Origin of the sequence: Acinetobacter sp. HZNU-JH01 (assembly GCF_037996845.1) — a bacterium.
Taxonomy (GTDB): Bacteria; Pseudomonadota; Gammaproteobacteria; order Pseudomonadales; family Moraxellaceae; genus Acinetobacter; species Acinetobacter haemolyticus.
Genome location: NZ_JBBMZX010000001.1, coordinates 1,788,019 through 1,806,156 on the forward strand (window position 1 = coordinate 1,788,019; position 18,138 = coordinate 1,806,156).

The window sequence follows — 18,138 nt, forward strand, 5'->3', positions numbered from 1 at the left end:
TAGCAGGTTGTAGAACAAGCTTATTTTGGGATATAAGGGCTCCAAGGCTCTGCCTTGATGGTTTCTGGTGTTTTATAAACCACGTCAAATTGCCCATCTGCACGAATTTGTCCGATCATCACAGGTTTGTGTAAATGATGGTTGCTTTCATCCATTTTTAAGGTATAACCTGACGGCGCTGCGAAAGTCTGTCCTGCCATTGCTTCACGGACTTTATCGACATCTGTAGTCCCCGCTTTTTCAACCGCTTGCTTCCACATATTGATCCCAACATAGGTTGCTTCCATCGGATCGTTAGTCACAACTTTATCGGCATTTGGAAGTTTGTATTCCACAGCAAATTGCTTGAATTTATTAACAAACTCAGTATTTTTTGGATTTTTGACTGACATGAAATAATTCCATGCTGCCAAATGCCCCACCAATGGTTTGGTATCAATACCACGTAACTCTTCTTCACCCACCGAAAATGCCATGACAGGGATATCAGCGGCTTTAATCCCTTGGTTACCCAGTTCACGATAAAATGGTACGTTTGAATCGCCATTGATGGTCGAAATCACTGCGGTTTTTTTACCTGCAGAAAACTTTTTAATATTGGCAACAATAGTCTGATAATTACTATGACCAAATGGGGTGTACTCTTCCATAATGTCCGCATCGGCAATGCCTTTAGACTTCAAGAAAGCACGTAAAATTTTATTGGTGGTCCGTGGGTAAACATAGTCTGTTCCAAGTAAGACAAAACGTTCAGCCTTGCCCCCTTCATCACTCATTAAATATTCAACCGCAGGAATCGCTTGCTGGTTTGGCGCTGCGCCAGTATAGAAAATATTCTTAGATTGTTCCTGACCTTCATACTGCACAGGGTAGAACATTAAACCATTTAATTCTTCAACGACGGGGAGAACTGATTTCCGCGATACTGATGTCCAACTCCCGAAAATCACGGCAACTTTATCTTGAGTAATCAGCTGACGTGCACGCTCAGCAAATAACGGCCAGTCTGATGCAGGATCTACCACCACAGGCTCTAATTTTTTACCTAAAACCCCACCGTTGGCATTGATCTCATTAATGGTCATCAAGGCTGTGTCTTTCAGTGAGGTCTCAGAAATCGCCATCGTTCCTGAAAGTGAATGTAAAATTCCGACCTTAATGGTTTCACCGCTTGCTGGTGCAGCTTTTGCTTCGGTTGTGCTCTGTTCTGTTTTCTCGGCTGGCTTTGAACACCCCACAAGCCCCACCCCCATCATGGCAGCCATCAGTACAGACATTGACATCATTTTATTTTGCATCTTTGTTCTCCACAGTTTGATCTTGTGATTTTGACTGAATGGAGTTATTCAATTTTCATGCCAATAGTTTAATATATTGTTTTATATATGTTTTTATAAGAATTGTTCTACAAAAATCCCATCTTGTATACAACATTGCATACAAAAAATACGCAGTGAACTAAAATGATGCATTTTTGATCTTCATAAAAAAGCCAAGCATCTGCTTGGCTTTTTCCGTTGAGCTTAGCCCATCATCTAAACCGCAATATCTGCCAAATTGCCTTTTTGCTCTAACCAATGCTTACGATCCGCCGCTCGCTTTTTCGCAAGTAACTTATCCAGCAAACCAGCAGTTAAATGTGCATCATCCAAGTCCAACTGAACCAAACGGCGTGTATTCGGATCCATGGTAGTTTCACGTAGTTGGCTGGCGTTCATCTCACCCAAACCTTTGAATCGCGTGATTTGTGGGTTCTTGTTGCCTTTAATATTTTTTAGAATCGCTTCTAACTCATCATCGTCCAATGCATAGTGCACATCTTTTCCGATATCAATTCGATATAACGGCGGCATAGCAACATATAAGTGGCCTTCTTCTACCAATGTCGGGAAATGCTTCACAAACAAAGCGCACAATAATGTTGCAATGTGCAGTCCATCCGAATCCGCATCGGCAAGGATGCAAATTTTTCCATAACGTAATTCTGATAGATCATCACTGCCAGGATCAACCCCGATCGCAATCGCAATGTCATGTACTTCTTGTGAAGCCAATACCTCATCAGAAGACACTTCCCATGTATTTAAGATTTTTCCACGAATCGGCATAATCGCTTGGAAATTCTTATCTCGTGCTTGTTTAGCACTACCACCAGCAGAATCCCCTTCGACGATAAAGAGTTCACTATCTTCACGGGTTAAGCCCACGCAGTCTGCTAATTTTCCAGGTAATGCTGGACCAGCTACAATCTTCTTACGTTCAACTTTCTTAGCTGCTTTTAAACGACGTCCCGCTTTGGCGATTGCCATTTCAGCTAATTGAGTCGCGATCTCGGCATGTTGGTTTAACCATAATGCAAATGCATCTTTGGCAATATTGAGAACAATATTCGAAGCTTCACGACTGGATAGGCGTTCTTTGGTCTGCCCTGAGAATTGAGGCTCTTGGAATTTCAATGACAGGATGAAATTAACCCCATCCCACACATCTTCCGCGGATAGCTTCATATTGCGCGGCAATAAATTACGTAATTCACAAAACTCGCGCAACGCTTCTGTCACACCAGATCGTAAGCCATTAACATGGGTGCCGCCTTGTGCAGTTGGAATCAAGTTGACATAACTTTCCTGAATCTGTTCACCACCTTCAACATTCCAGCAAATTGCAAACTCACAAGCAGCACGTTCCGCTTGTCCACTACTCACAAAAGCTGGGGCTGGCAAAATTTCACGATCTTCAAGTTCATCCATCAAATAGTCCACTAGACCATTTTCAAATTGCCATTCAATCTTTTCATTATTGATTTTATCGTCATAAATAATTTTTAAGCCTGCTGCTAACACCGCTTTGGCTTTTAAATTATGTTTAAGCGCTTTTAATGCGAACTTAGGACTATCAAAATATTTCGCTTCTGGCCAGAAACGTACCGTTGTCCCCGTCGCACGTTTCGCCACTTTGCCTTCTAAAACAGATAATGGCGCAACAGGCTCACCTTGCTCAAATGCCATCTGATACAAGTTACCATGGCGTTGTACAGCGACTTCAACCCGTGTAGATAAAGCATTGACCACAGAGATACCAACGCCATGCAAACCACCTGAGAACTGATAGTTATCTGTACTGAACTTGCCGCCTGCATGGAGCTTGGTCAGAATAATTTCGATCCCACTTTGTCCATATTCTGGATGAATATCAACTGGCATTCCTCGACCATTATCTTCCACCGATAATGAACCATCTTCATAAATCGTGACCGTCACTTGATTGGCATGACCTGCAAGCGCCTCATCGACAGCATTGTCAATTACCTCTTGTGCCAAGTGGTTTGGACGTGAGGTGTCGGTATACATTCCGGGACGACGACGAACAGGATCTAAACCAGAAAGAACTTCAAGAGATTGTGCCGTGTATTGTGTCACTTGGTCTGATTTCCTTTTTGCAGGGCTGCCGATAAAAATTCGAGTACTAGAGGTAATTTTTCTTCAAAATCATCCATTGCATGATTACCATTAGCGTCAGTTAAAATCAATGATGATGGATGCGCTGCACTATAATAGCCTTGTGCTTGACGATAATCCAAGACCTCATCACCTTGTTGCAATAGCACCAGAATTTTATCAGCATACGCTAAGCTGGTCTCAGCAATCGATTGTAATTGCTGCAATTGATCGACATCAAGTGTCCATGCGTCGGTCACTTTGAGTGGAATCTGTTCAATTCCGAATAAATCTTGAAACAACTGCCATGGTCGCATAGCGGGATTGATCAAAACAGCAGGACATGCATATTTTGCGACAAGATAGGTCGCATAAAATCCCCCTAAACTGCTTCCCACCAACACCACTTGATCGAGTGGTAAACTTTCCACCAATACCGAAAGATGCTTCAAAACCTGTTGTGGTGGGTGATTTAAATCAGGCAAATGCACGTGAATGTGATCATAATTTGCACAATACTGATACAACTGTTGCCCTTTTATTGACCTTGGGCTACTTCGAAAACCATGTAAATAAATAATTTGCATACGCACCTACAGCGTCATTTGCTTGACTTAAAGCCAGATAGATCACATTATCGATCACAATTGATAAATAAATAACAATATAATTTACAGATAAGCCCGAAATTGTCAGACACAAAAAACGATACTCTGCACCGTTCATCAGTATTCTAAAAAAAATACTGTTGAAACAAGAAAAGATGCATGCGTTTGCTGTAGTTTATCTAAACAATGTTAGGTCAATAACTTCAAACCTTCGGTATATATCAAGGATGAGGAAATCAATATGCCAAGTTTAACACCTCTACATGAAACCTACTGTAAATGGGACAGTACCCCTCCCAGTCAGGCGGATGTTTTGGAAGGTTTGGCACAACTCGTAAGCACTAGCTTAAGTGGGGTGCACGAATTAGTGCAATTGGTACAAACTGAAGTGTTACGGACAACGCTTGGTTTGAGTGCACAAAAGGCCAAAAAATTACAAAAGCACCCACAATTACAGAGATTTTACCAATTCTCCTATGTCGCGATTCAAAAATACGGCGTTAGCTTCCTTGCACCAAACTTGCGCAGAGTCATTGCAAAATTTCCAGTGCTGCATGACAAGCCGTTGAGTCCTTCTTTACACTTTGTAGTCGGCGCACTCAATGGAATCTTTGGTGATTTTTTCTTAAAACAGCATAACCCGATGGCACTCCCTATGGTGCTGTATGATCATTATGGTTCATTGCAACAAGGTGAACTCACAGGTCGTGTAGTCATTTTGACACATGGTCTTTGTATGAACCATTTAACTTGGTCGAATCATCGCTATGGTGGCATTGGTGAACGCTTGCTTGCGCAACGTGATAACAACACCATGCTGTATCTCAACTACAATACAGGGCGTCGTATTTCAGCCAATGGTCGTAGCTTTGCCAATGTGCTAGAAGATTTAGTTCAACGTAATCCACGCATCACCAGTATCGATTTGATTGGGCATAGTATGGGAGGATTAGTCTCTCGTAGTGCTCTGTTCTATGGTAAGCAGAACCTATGCCAATGGGTTCACATGGTTGAAAATTTGGTCTGTATTGGCTCACCGCATCATGGTGCAGTACTTGAACGTTTTGGTTTCATTCTGCAAGATAAACTCGGTGCATTTCCATTTATTAGCCTTATCGGTCAATTGGTCAATATTCGCAGTAATGGGATTTTAGATTTACGTCACGGTAGCGTACGTGATGATGACTGGGAACATAATGATGCACGGATTGGTTTTGAAGATGACAATCGTAAGCCAGCACCATTACCATCACATATCAACACCTTCCTCATCGCTGGTACACTTGAATTCGAAAAGCTTAGAACCAAAGCACTCACCGTAATTGGTGACTATTTGGTGAGTGTTAAAAGTGCTTTAGGTGAACACCCAAATCCTCGCTTCCAACTTAAACTTCCTGATACACATAAAGCGGTTTTCTATGGTTTGAACCATTTTGAGATTCAATACCACTCTAGTGTCGCAGAGCAAATTACCCGTTGGTTATATCCAGATGTGAGTGATAAGGTTGAAGCAGGTGTTCAAACCCATCTCATTAATATTCCAAATAATCATAGCTTTGAAGATCTGGAAGGAATTGTTGAAACCTAAACAGTGCTCCAAATTTTATCCAATAAAAAAGCCAACATCATGTTGGCTTTTTTACCAATTAAGCAGGATATTTTCTAAAGAGTTGCCATAAACAAATCACAAGGATCAGGCTGAAATAGATCAAAGACCAAACAGGTAGTGATTGTCCCAGAAAACTCCAATCAATCATGGCACACTCTCCTGAGCCAGACAGCACTTGCTGCAAAACTGCTTTCATCGGCAAAACATCAACCAAATAGTCTAAGCCTGGTCCACAACTCGGTACTTGATCTGGTGGTAAATGTTGTAACCATACATGCCGTGCGGCAACGCCAGCCGACCATCCAATCGCTAAAGTTGCCAACAAGGCATAAAAGCGCTTAAAAAAGTTTGAAATTGGGTTGTGAATAAATGCAACTAATGCAATTAAACCCATGCCAATTAAACCAATTCGCTGGAAAATACATAAAGGACAAGGTTCAAGACCTTGCACATGTTCTAAATATAATGCAAATGCGAGCCCAATAATGCTCATCAGTACCAATACAGTACTGACTAAACGGTAATTCCAGCGCATGGAAAATCCTCTAAAAAATGTCCTCTGTCGCAATAAGAATGATCACCCTTACGATAAAATATCGACAGACCCTAGCGGTATTGTGCAAGATATTCTGCAAAACTCATGTGATTATCTTGTTCGAGTTGAGACTGTTTTTGCAACGAAGTTTGTGCCAAATGTTCGAAATATTGTTTTCTTTCTAAACTGATTTGGTGCTGCTCATAATCCTGTACATGCTGTTGAGCCATGATACTACCAAAGTTCCATGTCCCTCCATGTTGCAAGGTATCATTGATTACCTGCTCCGAAAGCGTATTTTCAACCTGATATAAGCGGTGTTGCATCACCTGTACAGCATCTTGATATAGTGAAGTGCGGTCCATTTGATCCAATAAAATCGCGCAGGCTTGAATCTGACCAAGATGACGTTGTGCCCAATCTTGGAAAGGTACCTCAATCGGTCCATCTTTAATTTTGGCGTCTGCCGCACGCCCTCGATTGACAATTTCGGTTTGATTTAGATCTATCTGATCTTGTTCATCTGCCCACAATTCAGGGCTGTCATTCAACAAACAATACAAAGCTAAACTTTCCAAAAATCCAGCTGCAGTCTCATCAATACCAATCGCACGATAAGGATTGACGTCCACGGCACGTAACTCTACATAACCCACACCACGATTTTTTAACGCTTGGGAAGGTGTCTCACCTTGTTCTGGTACTTGTTTTGGGCGAATCAAACTATAGTATTCATTTTCAATTTGTAGAACATGATCATTGATTTGAATCGGCTCACCTTGCTCATCATCTAAGCCTAGGGCTGTAAATTGAGGGTAAGGTGTGTGCACAGCTTTTTGTAAACCCTCTAAGTAATCATGCAAATCGTTATAGTGAATACCAAGCTGCTTTTGGGCTGAATTCTGATACCCTAGACGTCCCATACGTAAGGCCGTTGCTTCTGGCAAATACAATGTCCCTTTGATCAATGCTTGTAAATGATGCTCACGACCAGTCAAAAAACAACGACATACGGATGGACTAGCACCCAATAAATACATCACTAAAGGCGTCAGTCGAATAAAGTTACGAATCAAACCAAAATAACGATGGCTACGATAATCCTGCAAACTGAGCTGCTTTAATTCAGCATTGGTTTCATGCTGTTGTAGGTCTTCAAACAGTTGATCGGGAAAAGACAAGTTATAATGTACACCTGAAATAGTCTGCATACGGCGACCATAACGCACACCTAAACCATGACGATATAAAGTTTTAAAACGACCAATATTGGATGTACCATACTGCGCCAATCTAATATTTTCTTCATGATCATCCAACATACACGGCATGGAAAGCGGCCATAACTTTTCCCCGTCTTGCAAATGCTGATGCACCACATGATGAATATCACGCAACTCATCTAACGCAGCCGCAATCGTACTATGCGGTGTCGTGATAAATTCCATTAATGCTTCAGAATAATCTGTCGTGATGTGCGGATGTGTCAGTGCTGAGCCTAAAGCAATCGGATGGTTTTTTTGTGATAAAAATCCATTGCTTTGCATACGCAAACTTTCACGCTCGATACCACGTAACATACCTGCCAATTGCGAAGCATCTACCCAAGTTGGTATCACAGAGGAAGAAAGTGCGCTGGGTTGATTCATAATATATATGCTCATTGATTCACTGGCCAAACACTGAGTAGTGGCTTGCTTTTGTCAATTATAACGACTATTGCCATCTAGTCAGCTGATTTAATTTGGCAATTTTTATCACAAACTTGTTATTTAAGACATGCCGAAATTGTGATTTTATTAAAAAATAATTCTGCTGATGGATAACTTCTTATGCAAGCACAAGACATTCTAAATTTTTGGTTTACTCCCGATCATCAACCACTTTGGTTTGCTAAAAGTGATGCCTTTGATGCCAAAATTCGTGAGCTTTTTCAATCAATCCATCATCAAGCTGCACAAGCAGAACTTTGGTCTTGGCGTCAAACTGCTGAAGGACGCTTGGCCGAAATTATTATTTTAGATCAATTTTCTCGCAACTTATATCGAGATCAAGCCCAAGCTTTTGCCTATGACAGCATGGCACTGATGTTGGCACAAGAGGCAATTAGTTTGCAACTCGACACTGAACTGAGCCCCGAACAACGTTCGTTTTTATACATGCCGTTTATGCATAGTGAGTCCAAAATGATTCACGATTATGCCCTAGCGTTATTTCAACGTTTAGGCAATCCCATCAATTTAAGCTTCGAAGAAAAGCATAAAGTGATCATTGATCGTTTTGGACGCTATCCACATCGTAATGCGGCACTTGGTCGAGTTTCAACAGCAGAAGAACTTGAATTTCTAACTCAACCGGACAGCCACTTTTGATCCGATCTTCCAGAGAGGAATAACAAATGAAATCGTTATTAATGTGTATGCCTGTACTCATCGCACTGACCTTTGCAGGATGTGCAACTGTTCCTAAACAGCCCAAGACGTTTGATCAACTCGGTCAATTTACCGCTTATCCATTAAATAACAAAAGCTTTCGTATCAGCTTCCAAGCAGGAAATAATCTGAGTTATGGTACAGCGGAAGAAATCACTTTATTAAAAGCAGCTCAGACCACGGTACAAAACGGTTTCAGATTTTTCACTGTCGTTGATGATCCGAGTAATGCACGTATTAAAGAGCAACGCCAAGCGGTGATTTATCCAAGTCGACCTTATTATCCGTATGGTTATTATCGTCGCCACCCTGCGTTTTGGCCGGATCCATTCTATGATATGCCACAAGTGGTCAATCTTGATCCAATCCAAGTGTCGTATACTATCGAATGCTTCAAGACTCAACAGCAATCGCCTGATGCCTTTGATGCGCAATTAATTCTACAATCCTTAGGTCAAAAATACGGATTGAGTCCAACAGGAGAAGTGTTGCAGCCACCTGCCTCACCTCAAAACAAAAAATGAATGAATAGGATGACTCAATGACTTCAGCCGAAGAAATCCACGTCCCAAGTCTGCAAAGAAGTAAAAACTTTGCCACCATCGCCTTGATTATTGCTGTCTCGGCATGGGTTGCTCTCATGATTGTGGCGCACTTTCTACCTGAATATAAATGGCTCATCCATATCTTCATGTTAGGTGCTGAAGCGGGTGTGGTCGGAGGATTAGCAGACTGGTATGCCGTCACGGTATTATTCCGCAACCCATTTGGAAAAATGCCCCTACCGAAATTGTTACGTGACCATACCGAGATTATTCCACGTAATAAGGCACGTATTGCTGAATCGATGGGACGTTTTGTGCAAGAGAACTTCCTCTCTCCTGTGATTGTACAGCGCAGCCTACAAAACACCGATATCAGTCTGGCAGTGGGTGAATGGCTTGCCAATCCTAAAAATAACGGGCAAGTGGTGCAGATCATTCAGCAAACGGTGCCGAAAATTTTTGAGTTTGTCAGTCAAGATCAAATTGCAAATTTTGTCCAAAATAACAGTGTGCAATGGGTTCGCAGTACCAAAATCAATACCCTAGCCAGTGAGATGCTACGTGCCGTTTTAGATAATGATTTCCATCAAGATGTGTTACAGCGTGGTTTGGATGTTGCTCACGAATGGATGGTTTCTCATCCCGAAGAAGCACGCGAATTATCACGTACATTGTTTAAAGAGTTAGGGGTGTGGAAATTAGCAAAAGGTGCAAGTTGGATTGGTATCGACGTACAACAACGTACCATTGACTCACTGATTGAACGAGTTGAATCCATGCTTGCCAACCCAGACCATCCGTGGCGACAGGATATTGAAGCTGTAACCCATAAACTGATGTTGGAACTTGCAGACAATGACAGTGAAGCCAGCCAACGTTTAAACAATGGTAAAGATGCGCTACTCGACAGCCCGCAGGTTTTGAATTTTATTACAGGTGCAATCGCAATCTTATGTGATGCAATCAAGACGGATTTGATGCAGGAAGATTCCGGCATTGCCACCAATTTACAAGCTGCAATCCAGCAACTTGGGGTGAGCTTGATCCAAAATGATAAGGTTCGCCAAGTCCTCAATACTAAAATGGTGGGCTTAGCGACCAATTTTAGTGAACAATACAGCGATAAAATTATTCGTTATATCAGTGAACGAATCCATGAGTGGGATTCACGAGAAATGATTGCCAAAATCGAGAGTGAAGTTGGCGGTGATTTACACATGATTCGTGTGAATGGTGTGATTGTTGGTACGTTTATCGGTTTGATCTTAGGGATCATACGTGCCGTTGTTGAAAATGTTCTGTAAAGGACAGGCATATCGCAAGATATCTCATTTTTGCCGTATTCGGCCCTAACGCGCATGTGATTAGGGCTAACTCTTGTAAACCGTTCATGGTGAAATAGATCAACAAGCCAATTGTTTACTTTGTTGATAGTATCGTACCAAAGTATCGGTATCTTGCTTCAAAAATGCGGTCAGGTACGTTTTCACTTGTGCCAATGAAATTTGATTAAAATGAATTCTTTCTTTGGCTTGAAAGGTAATCAATCCAAAAACTTGTTTTTTGGGTACCACCACTGCAATGTCCGTTTTTACGATAAAGCTCAGCTCTTGAGACGAAGAATAAGTATTCAAGATAATTTCAATCGTATGTTCCGTATTTCCATCTGTTATCGTAAAAGTCGGACTTGCTCCATCTAACTGTAACCAACGACTTAAGAGTTGTTTCCAAGCCATTCTATCAAAGCGAGTTAATACGCCTATCGTATTCAATGCTTCGAACTGATCGACATCTTTTAAATCGATATGATGTGGGTAGCGTATTTTTAGATCGAAATTGTCCATCTCTGAATGTCCTATTTCACAATAATTCGTATTTATTTTAATCACTCGCTATAAATTATATCGCTTAAAGATTAAAATTAAAACACATTATATAATTGAAAAATAACAATTTATTTGACAAATTTAAATAAAAAAAGACCAATTCCGTCACTATTGTTTTTATTCAGGCACATTTTCTATCTTTCTATTGATATAAGACACATTTTTTAAGATAGTAAGTGAAAGGCGCAACTTTTTCCTTTGGCATCGACCATTTGGAAAATGACCGTTTATCTCGATACAATCACATCAAAATAAAACGTAAATTAGGTTAAAAACAATGTTGCAGCTTCAGTCAAAACTTCCTCGTCAAGGCGTAACCATTTTTAGCGTGATGACTGAGCTCGCTCATAGGCTCAATGCATTGAACCTATCACAAGGATTTCCTGATTTTCCCGCTCCGCAGGCGCTACTTGAAGCACTCAGTCAAGCCACCCTCGATGGATACAATCAATATCCTGCTGGAGATGGTGTATTGGCTTTACGTGAGCAAATGGCACAGCAATTTTTACTACGTGATCAATTGCAACTAGATCCTATCACTGAAATCACGATTACTCCGGGTGCAACCATTGCGATTTTCTGTGCGATCCAAGCCTGTATTCATGCCGATGATGAGGTGATCATTTTTGATCCAAGCTATGACAGTTATGCACCTGCGGTACAGCTTGCAGGCGGAAAATCTGTTCATATCCATTTAGATGCACCCAGCTTTCAAGTGAATTGGCAAAAGGTCAAAGACAGCATCAATACCAAAACCCGTATGATCATTGTCAACACACCACATAATCCAACAGGTGCAATTTGGTCAGAACAAGACTGGCTACAATTGATTGAGCTGATTCAAGATAAAAATATTGTGGTGCTTTCCGATGAGGTGTATGAACATCTCGTTTTTGATGGACAAAAACATTACAGCGCACTGCACTTTCCAGAATTACGCGAACGTAGTTTTGTCATCGGATCATTTGGCAAAAGCTTTCATGTTACGGGCTGGAAAACTGGTTATTGTGTAGCCACACCACAGTTAATGCAGTTGTTCAGGCAGATTTACCAATTTGCCAATTTCTGTGGTACCACGCCTTGTCAAATCGCACTCGCCAATTATATGCAACACCATCCTGAGCATATCCAAACACTGCCTGATTTTTATCAAACCAAGCGTGATTTATTTAATCAACAGATTCAAAATTCTCGTTTTAATTTTATTCCCTCACCAGGCACCTATTTCCAAAGTTTGGACTACTCTGCCATCCGCCTAGATTTAGACGATGTGGCCATGTGTCAGTTCTTGGCAGAACAACATAAAATTGTAGCTATCCCTATTTCCGTATTTTATCAACAAGCCCCTGAATCACTGAGGCTGATTCGTTTTTGTTTTGCCAAGACAGATGCAACGCTTCAACGAGCAGGTGACATCCTAATGCAGTGTTAATCAACAAAAAATCAACTGAATACTCATAACTTGATGCTAGCTTATGCTATGTTGAAAACACAGCAGATCCATTTTCGGGACGAAGTATCAAGGAATTTGAATGACACCACACCAGCCTTTGGTGATGCAACCCAATCTATGGAAAACCTTTTTTGTTTTTCTCGTCCCACTGATTGCAACCAATATTTTACAAAATTTGTCGGGAACGATTAATACCATCTTTGTAGGTCAAATGATGGGGGTAGATGCTGTTGCTGCTGTCTCGGTATATTTTCCGGTCTTGTTCTTTTTGCTTGCTTTTATTATTGGACTCTCTGCGGGAACAACCGTTTTAATTGGACAAGCATGGGGCGCACAGAACCTAGAAAAAGTGCGTAGCGTTATTGGCTCTACGCTGTTTATGACCTTAATTGGGGGCAGTATTATTGCCGTCCTCGGGTTATTCTTTGCCGAACATATTTTAATCCTGCTAGGTACTGATCCTACTGTGATGCATCTGTCATTGCCTTATGTGCAATGGATGATGGCAGGTAGTCCATTGCTTTTTGTGTATATTATTTATACCTCGATCTTACGCGGTGTTGGTGATAGCGTAACGCCACTGATTGCATTGGGTTTAACCAGTTTGATTGGTTTAGCCGTCACCCCCATACTGCTAAAAGGTTATTTCGGCTTCCCTGCGCTTGGTATTGTTGCGCCCGCAATCGCCAGTATTATCGGTTATTTGGCAGTGCTGGTTTTTTTGGGCTTTTATCTGAATTATAAAAAACATCCACTCAAAATCGACCGTCAACTTTTACAACATCTACGTCATGATGCAGAGTTAAGCAAACTCATCCTTAAATTGGGTATTCCTACAGGGATTCAAATGGTCACCACTTCATTGGCTGGTTTGGTGATTATTGGCTTAGTCAATCGTTATGGTGCAAATGCGACCGCAGCCTATGGTGCAGTCAACCAAGTTCTGAATTATATCCAATTTCCAGCACTTTCCATCTCCATTGCCGCCTCTATTTTCGCAGCACAAGCCATCGGTGCAGGAAAAGCAGAGCTACTCAGTCGCGTTACTCGTACTGCATTAAGCATGAACTTCCTGTTTACAGGTAGCTTAATTGCTTTAGGCTATCTATTTTCCAAATATTTAATGGCACTGTTTATTACCGATCCTGAAGTGGTCGTTTTGGGTCAGCAGCTATTATTTATCGTGTTATGGTCATTGCTGTTTTTTGGTGCAAGTGCGATTTTTGCTTCGATTATGCGTGCTAGCGGAACGGTTACTGTACCGATGTTGATTAATATCTTCACCATCCTTCTGATCGAGATTCCTTGTGCTTATTGGTTTACCACACTATGGGGACTAACAGGAATTTGGATGGCCTATGCTCTGGCTTTTGTCTGCTTATGTGTATTCCAAGCCACGTATTATCAGTTCGTTTGGAAGAAAGGGAAAATCAAAGTTTTGATTTAAAAAAAAGCCATTCGGTTTAGAATGGCTTTCTCAAAGCGAATTAGAATTACATCATTTTGGTCGCCAAAGCCGCTATACGTTGATAGCCTGTTGGGAATAAGCGCTGGAATGAATCAACGATACGAGCATCTGTTCCAATTAATAAACGGCGTTTATCTTTCAATACTGCCTGAAGAATTTGACGAGCCGCCTCTTCAGGAGGTGTCCGCAAAAACTTATCAAACTGCTTAATCGATTTATTTGGGTCCATCCCCAAGCTCTTTAAGCTGTCATTCATTTTTGCAGCTTTTGCAATATTGGTACGGATACCACCCGGATGTACACAAAGTGAGCTTACGCCACTTTTCTCAATATCTAACTCTTGGCGAAGCGATTCAGTAAAACCACGCACCGCAAATTTAGTCGCATTATATGCAGACTGTGTCGGTTGTGAGGTTAAGCCAAAAATACTAGAGATGTTGATGATATGGCCATCTTTAGTTTGTTTAATAAATGGTAGGAATTCTTTAGTACCGTAAACCACGCCCCAAAAGTTAATTCCAACAATCCATTCTAGATCTTCGTAGCTTGCACCTTCTACAGTTGAGCCTAATGCAACACCTGCATTGTTGAAGATCATATTGACCGAGCCATGATCTTGTACGGTATCTTGTGCCCATTGTTTCACCGCATCACGGTCAGAAACATCAAGGACTTTGGTGGTTACGGTAACTGGATATTGTTTAACCAACTCAACAGTCTGTGCCAAACCTTTGTCATTGATATCACTCAATGACAAATGGCAGCCTTGTTGAGCCAACAAAAGTGCCAGTTGTTGTCCAATCCCAGAGCCAGCACCTGTGATCGCTGCGACTTTATTTTTAAAGTTTTTCATTGCCTATCCTTTGTATTGCGAATGATATGCACATATTCGCTCAGATCATGTGCCGTTTAACTTGTAACCAATATAATTTTGACAATACATGTTGTCAATATAGTACACTATGCTTTTAAGACAAATGGCAAGAACAAACATAATGCTTGTCATAAATGCTCGTTCTAAGGTCTGTTAGCATTTGAGTCATACATCGTGTTATTGGCTAAAGCGACAGAAACAAGACATATTATTTTTAAACAGTTTGCAATCTAAGCGCTGCTAGACATACGATATATAGACTTTTTTAGGGAACGGTTTTTCGATGACAACTGAGAAGCAAGCCAATACAAAGAAAAAAACGAACGAAACCAAAGAGCGTCAATTTAAAGGTCTGTCTTTAACTGAGCGCAAAGAAGCTCGTCGGGAAAAACTGATCGAAGCAGGTATTACGATGTATGGGACACAAGGATTTTTCTCTGTGACCGTCAAAGATGTTTGTAACGAAGCAAAACTCACTGAACGCTATTTTTATGAGTCATTTAAAAAGAGTGAAGAACTTTTCCAAACTGTTTTTTTACGCATGATCAGTAAAATGCAAAGCTGTTTGACCCAAGCTGTACTCATGGCTGCTCCTGAACCGAAAAATATGGTCACAGCAGGGTTATCTGCGCTACTGAATACCATTAAAGATGATCCACGCATGGCACGAATTATTTACATTGATGCGATGCTCGTCCAAGACCTACACAATCAAGCGACAATCCAAGAAACGCTGACGCAATTTGATCGGATTATTCAAGGCTTTGTGATGATCACGATGCCCAATGTACCGCAAACCACTGAGGAGGTATCTCTGATGGCGACAGGTTTAAATGGCTATGTCACTCATATTATTATCCGTTGGGTATCAGAAGGCTTTAAACAGCCATTGGAAGACGTCCTAAATGCCTGTTGTGCGGTGTTTTTATCATTTATTGAAAACACGACACAAAAAAATTAAAATCGTTTTACAGTTTTGTGACAAATGTAACTGCTACAAGACAGCGCTGTTAAACAGATGAATTTATTTGTTTTAATTTCAAGCAAACTGTCATCAATTAGTCACTCCTCTGCCCCACAATTGTCACAATTTATTGCTAAATTCGACTTTATTTACTCTTTTGCAATGATATTGTCATAATTAATCTTTGTAATAAGCCTGTCATAACAACAAAACGGTTAACCGTTACAGATTTTGAGGGTATTGCGCTGTGAAAGATGACTATATTTTAATTGTCGATGATGAGCTACCGATCCGCGAAATGATCCATACCTCTTTGGATATGGCTGGCTTCCAATGTTTACAAGCTGAGGATGCTAAGCAAGCGCATCAGATTATCGTTGATCAGCGTCCTGCTCTTATCTTGCTGGATTGGATGCTGCCAGGTGGCGTAAGTGGTGTAGATTTGTGCCGTCGCTTGAAACGAGATGAGAACTTGGCAGAGATCCCTGTGATCATGCTCACAGCTCGTGGTGAAGAAGATCATAAGGTTCAAGGTCTGGATGCAGGTGCAGACGACTACATGACCAAACCTTTTTCGACCCGCGAACTGGTTTCTCGTATCAAAGCAGTATTGCGTCGTGCCAATGCACTGAGCGGTGAAAAAGTGATTGATGCCAATGGCTTAATGCTAGACCCAGTGAGTCAGCGTGTGAGCTTTGGTGAGAGTATTCTCGATATGGGTCCAACTGAATATCGTTTACTGGCCTTCTTTATGACACATCCAGAACGTGCTTATACACGTGCCCAATTACTTGACCAAGTATGGGGTGGAAATGTGTATATTGAAGACCGTACCATTGATGTGCATATTCGTCGTTTACGTAAAGTGTTAGAACCTTTTGGTGTTGATCGCTTTGTTCAAACGGTACGTGGCACAGGTTATCGTTTCTCTACACGAGCTGATTTGGCAGCAGGTTAAAACCCTTTATGTATGAACCATATCCCGTCCCTGAGCTGGCGCGCGAACATCAACGTTTTCAATACAGCAGCTTATGGACGTTTGCAAAACAAGATTTAAGACTATTATTGTTTTTCTTATTGATTGCGAGCTTAATCGGATTTGGAGTTGGATACTTTTGGAGCTGTATTTTCGTCGCTTTTGTGGTGTTTTTCATCCTACAGCTTCGCTCACTTTATCTCGTCAATGAATGGATCTCTAATCGTCCTTACGATATGCCACCGAATCTGAATGGGATTTGGGGTGCATTATTGTTCAACGTTTATCGCGCTCAACGCCAAGAACGTATTGTACAAGCCGAAATGGTAGGTTTGATTGACCGTGCACAATCATCATTGGTAGCGTTGGCAGAAGCTGTTGTCTTAATTGATGATCAACATCAGCTCGAATGGTGGAATCCAGCCGCAGAAAAATTATTGGGTATCAATCCAATGGATCGTGGGCGTAACTTGCTGTCGATCTTGCGTCAACCCAATTTTATTGAATATTTTAACCATAGTGATCAAGCACCCGATGGCATCCGTCTACAAGCACAAATGGATGAAGAGCGTTATGTGCAAGTCAAAATTACCCGCTTTGGGGGGGAAAGCCGTCTTTTGGTCGCACATGACATCACCCGCATGCATAATCTTGAACAAATGCGTAAGGACTTTGTTGATAACATTTCACATGAGTTACGTACCCCGCTGACCGTACTCAGTGGCTATATCGAAACCTTTACTGATCAGGACGATATCACCCCTCGCTGGAAACGTGCTTTTACGCAAATGCAGTCACAAACCAAACGTATGAATGCATTGGTTAATGACTTATTGCTCTTGTCCAATCTCGAAAATAATAAAAAAGTTGCAAAAAATCAGATTATTGAGATGGCAAATTTGATGAATCAATTATTTGATGATGCTCGTGCCTACAATCTTGATTATGGTCACACACTCAACTTAGATATTGATAGTCACTGTGATCTGATCGGCTCAGACATGGAAATTGCCAGTGCTTTCAGCAATCTCATCACCAATGCGATTAAATACACGCCCAAAGGTGGCATTATTACCATTGGATGGCATGAGGATGGCGATCAAGCCTATTTTACCGTTCAAGACAATGGCATTGGAATAAATCCGAAACATTTACCTCGTCTAACTGAGCGATTTTATCGTGTAGATAGTGCGCGTAGCCGTCAAACAGGTGGAACGGGTTTAGGCCTTGCGATTGTGAAACACGTATTGATGCAACACGGTGCACATCTAGAAATTAGCTCCAAAGAAAATGAAGGCTCAACTTTTACAGCCGTTTTTCCAAAAGAACGTCTCTATATTGGATAAATGGG

16 protein-coding genes are annotated in these 18,138 nt (G+C 41.2%); 9 read left to right on the forward strand and 7 right to left on the reverse strand.

Features of this window, described 5'->3' with window-relative positions; genetic code table 11:
• Window positions 1–20 precede the first annotated feature (20 nt).
• From urtA to AAC851_RS08580, 3 genes are all read right to left on the reverse strand, one after another.
• The gene (gene urtA / locus AAC851_RS08570; RefSeq protein WP_005087235.1) at window positions 21–1,298 is read right to left on the reverse strand and encodes an urea ABC transporter substrate-binding protein; all 1,278 of its coding nucleotides are present in this window, start codon (window positions 1,296–1,298) and stop codon (window positions 21–23) included.
• A gap of 237 nt (window positions 1,299–1,535) precedes the next feature.
• Window positions 1,536–3,419, reverse strand: a complete 1,884-nt coding sequence (parE, locus tag AAC851_RS08575) for a DNA topoisomerase IV subunit B (protein WP_004641617.1) — start codon at window positions 3,417–3,419, stop codon at window positions 1,536–1,538.
• On the reverse strand, window positions 3,416–4,024 hold the full coding sequence (locus tag AAC851_RS08580; protein ID WP_075314364.1) for a YqiA/YcfP family alpha/beta fold hydrolase: 609 nt from the start codon (window positions 4,022–4,024) through the stop codon (window positions 3,416–3,418). Before AAC851_RS08580 ends, parE begins: the two co-directional genes overlap by 4 nt.
• A 262-nt stretch (window positions 4,025–4,286) precedes the next feature.
• On the opposite strand from AAC851_RS08580, the gene AAC851_RS08585 reads away from it, so the two are divergent.
• Entirely contained in the window at window positions 4,287–5,633 is a 1,347-nt protein-coding gene (locus AAC851_RS08585) for a PGAP1-like alpha/beta domain-containing protein (protein ID WP_004641622.1), read from the forward strand.
• A 58-nt stretch (window positions 5,634–5,691) separates the two neighbouring features.
• Here AAC851_RS08585 and AAC851_RS08590 read toward each other — a convergent pair whose 3' ends face one another.
• Entirely contained in the window at window positions 5,692–6,189 is a 498-nt protein-coding gene (locus AAC851_RS08590) for a disulfide bond formation protein B (RefSeq protein ID WP_340600766.1), read from the reverse strand.
• A gap of 71 nt (window positions 6,190–6,260) precedes the next feature.
• Window positions 6,261–7,838 (reverse strand): glutamate--cysteine ligase, encoded by a 1,578-nt coding sequence (gene gshA / locus AAC851_RS08595; RefSeq protein WP_005087247.1) that lies wholly within the window; start codon window positions 7,836–7,838, stop codon window positions 6,261–6,263.
• Between the two features lie 183 nt (window positions 7,839–8,021).
• On the opposite strand from gshA, the gene AAC851_RS08600 reads away from it, so the two are divergent.
• The 3 genes from AAC851_RS08600 to AAC851_RS08610 are packed head-to-tail and all read left to right on the forward strand — an operon-like array spanning window position 8,022 to window position 10,470.
• Window positions 8,022–8,561, forward strand: coding sequence for a DUF924 family protein (locus AAC851_RS08600; RefSeq protein ID WP_004641629.1), 540 nt, complete (start codon window positions 8,022–8,024; stop codon window positions 8,559–8,561).
• A gap of 26 nt (window positions 8,562–8,587) precedes the next feature.
• Window positions 8,588–9,145, forward strand: coding sequence for a CC0125/CC1285 family lipoprotein (locus AAC851_RS08605; RefSeq protein ID WP_340600768.1), 558 nt, complete (start codon window positions 8,588–8,590; stop codon window positions 9,143–9,145).
• A 17-nt stretch (window positions 9,146–9,162) separates the two neighbouring features.
• Window positions 9,163–10,470, forward strand: a complete 1,308-nt coding sequence (locus AAC851_RS08610) for a DUF445 domain-containing protein (protein WP_008942118.1) — start codon at window positions 9,163–9,165, stop codon at window positions 10,468–10,470.
• Window positions 10,471–10,569: 99 nt separating this feature from the next.
• On the opposite strand, the gene AAC851_RS08615 is transcribed toward AAC851_RS08610, so the two are convergent.
• Window positions 10,570–11,010, reverse strand: coding sequence for a hypothetical protein (locus tag AAC851_RS08615; protein ID WP_004641634.1), 441 nt, complete (start codon window positions 11,008–11,010; stop codon window positions 10,570–10,572).
• A gap of 319 nt (window positions 11,011–11,329) precedes the next feature.
• On the opposite strand from AAC851_RS08615, the gene AAC851_RS08620 reads away from it, so the two are divergent.
• Together AAC851_RS08620 and AAC851_RS08625 are read left to right on the forward strand one after the other, a co-directional pair.
• Window positions 11,330–12,484, forward strand: coding sequence for a methionine aminotransferase (locus AAC851_RS08620; RefSeq protein WP_340600769.1), 1,155 nt, complete (start codon window positions 11,330–11,332; stop codon window positions 12,482–12,484).
• Window positions 12,485–12,584: 100 nt separating this feature from the next.
• Entirely contained in the window at window positions 12,585–13,952 is a 1,368-nt protein-coding gene (locus AAC851_RS08625; protein WP_005087253.1) for an MATE family efflux transporter, read from the forward strand.
• Between the two features lie 46 nt (window positions 13,953–13,998).
• Here AAC851_RS08625 and AAC851_RS08630 read toward each other — a convergent pair whose 3' ends face one another.
• The gene (locus tag AAC851_RS08630) at window positions 13,999–14,826 is read right to left on the reverse strand and encodes an SDR family NAD(P)-dependent oxidoreductase (protein ID WP_075314354.1); all 828 of its coding nucleotides are present in this window, start codon (window positions 14,824–14,826) and stop codon (window positions 13,999–14,001) included.
• A gap of 304 nt (window positions 14,827–15,130) precedes the next feature.
• Between AAC851_RS08630 and AAC851_RS08635 the strand changes: the two genes are divergently transcribed.
• The 3 genes from AAC851_RS08635 to phoR all read left to right on the forward strand — a co-directional run bounded on the left by AAC851_RS08635 (window position 15,131) and on the right by phoR (window position 18,133).
• A complete protein-coding gene (locus AAC851_RS08635; RefSeq protein WP_075314352.1) occupies window positions 15,131–15,808 on the forward strand; it encodes a TetR/AcrR family transcriptional regulator in 678 nt (225 codons plus the stop codon).
• Between the two features lie 250 nt (window positions 15,809–16,058).
• The gene (phoB, locus tag AAC851_RS08640; RefSeq protein ID WP_004641646.1) at window positions 16,059–16,769 is read left to right on the forward strand and encodes a phosphate regulon transcriptional regulator PhoB; all 711 of its coding nucleotides are present in this window, start codon (window positions 16,059–16,061) and stop codon (window positions 16,767–16,769) included.
• An 8-nt stretch (window positions 16,770–16,777) separates the two neighbouring features.
• Entirely contained in the window at window positions 16,778–18,133 is a 1,356-nt protein-coding gene (gene phoR / locus AAC851_RS08645) for a phosphate regulon sensor histidine kinase PhoR (RefSeq protein WP_004641648.1), read from the forward strand.
• Window positions 18,134–18,138 lie beyond the last annotated feature (5 nt).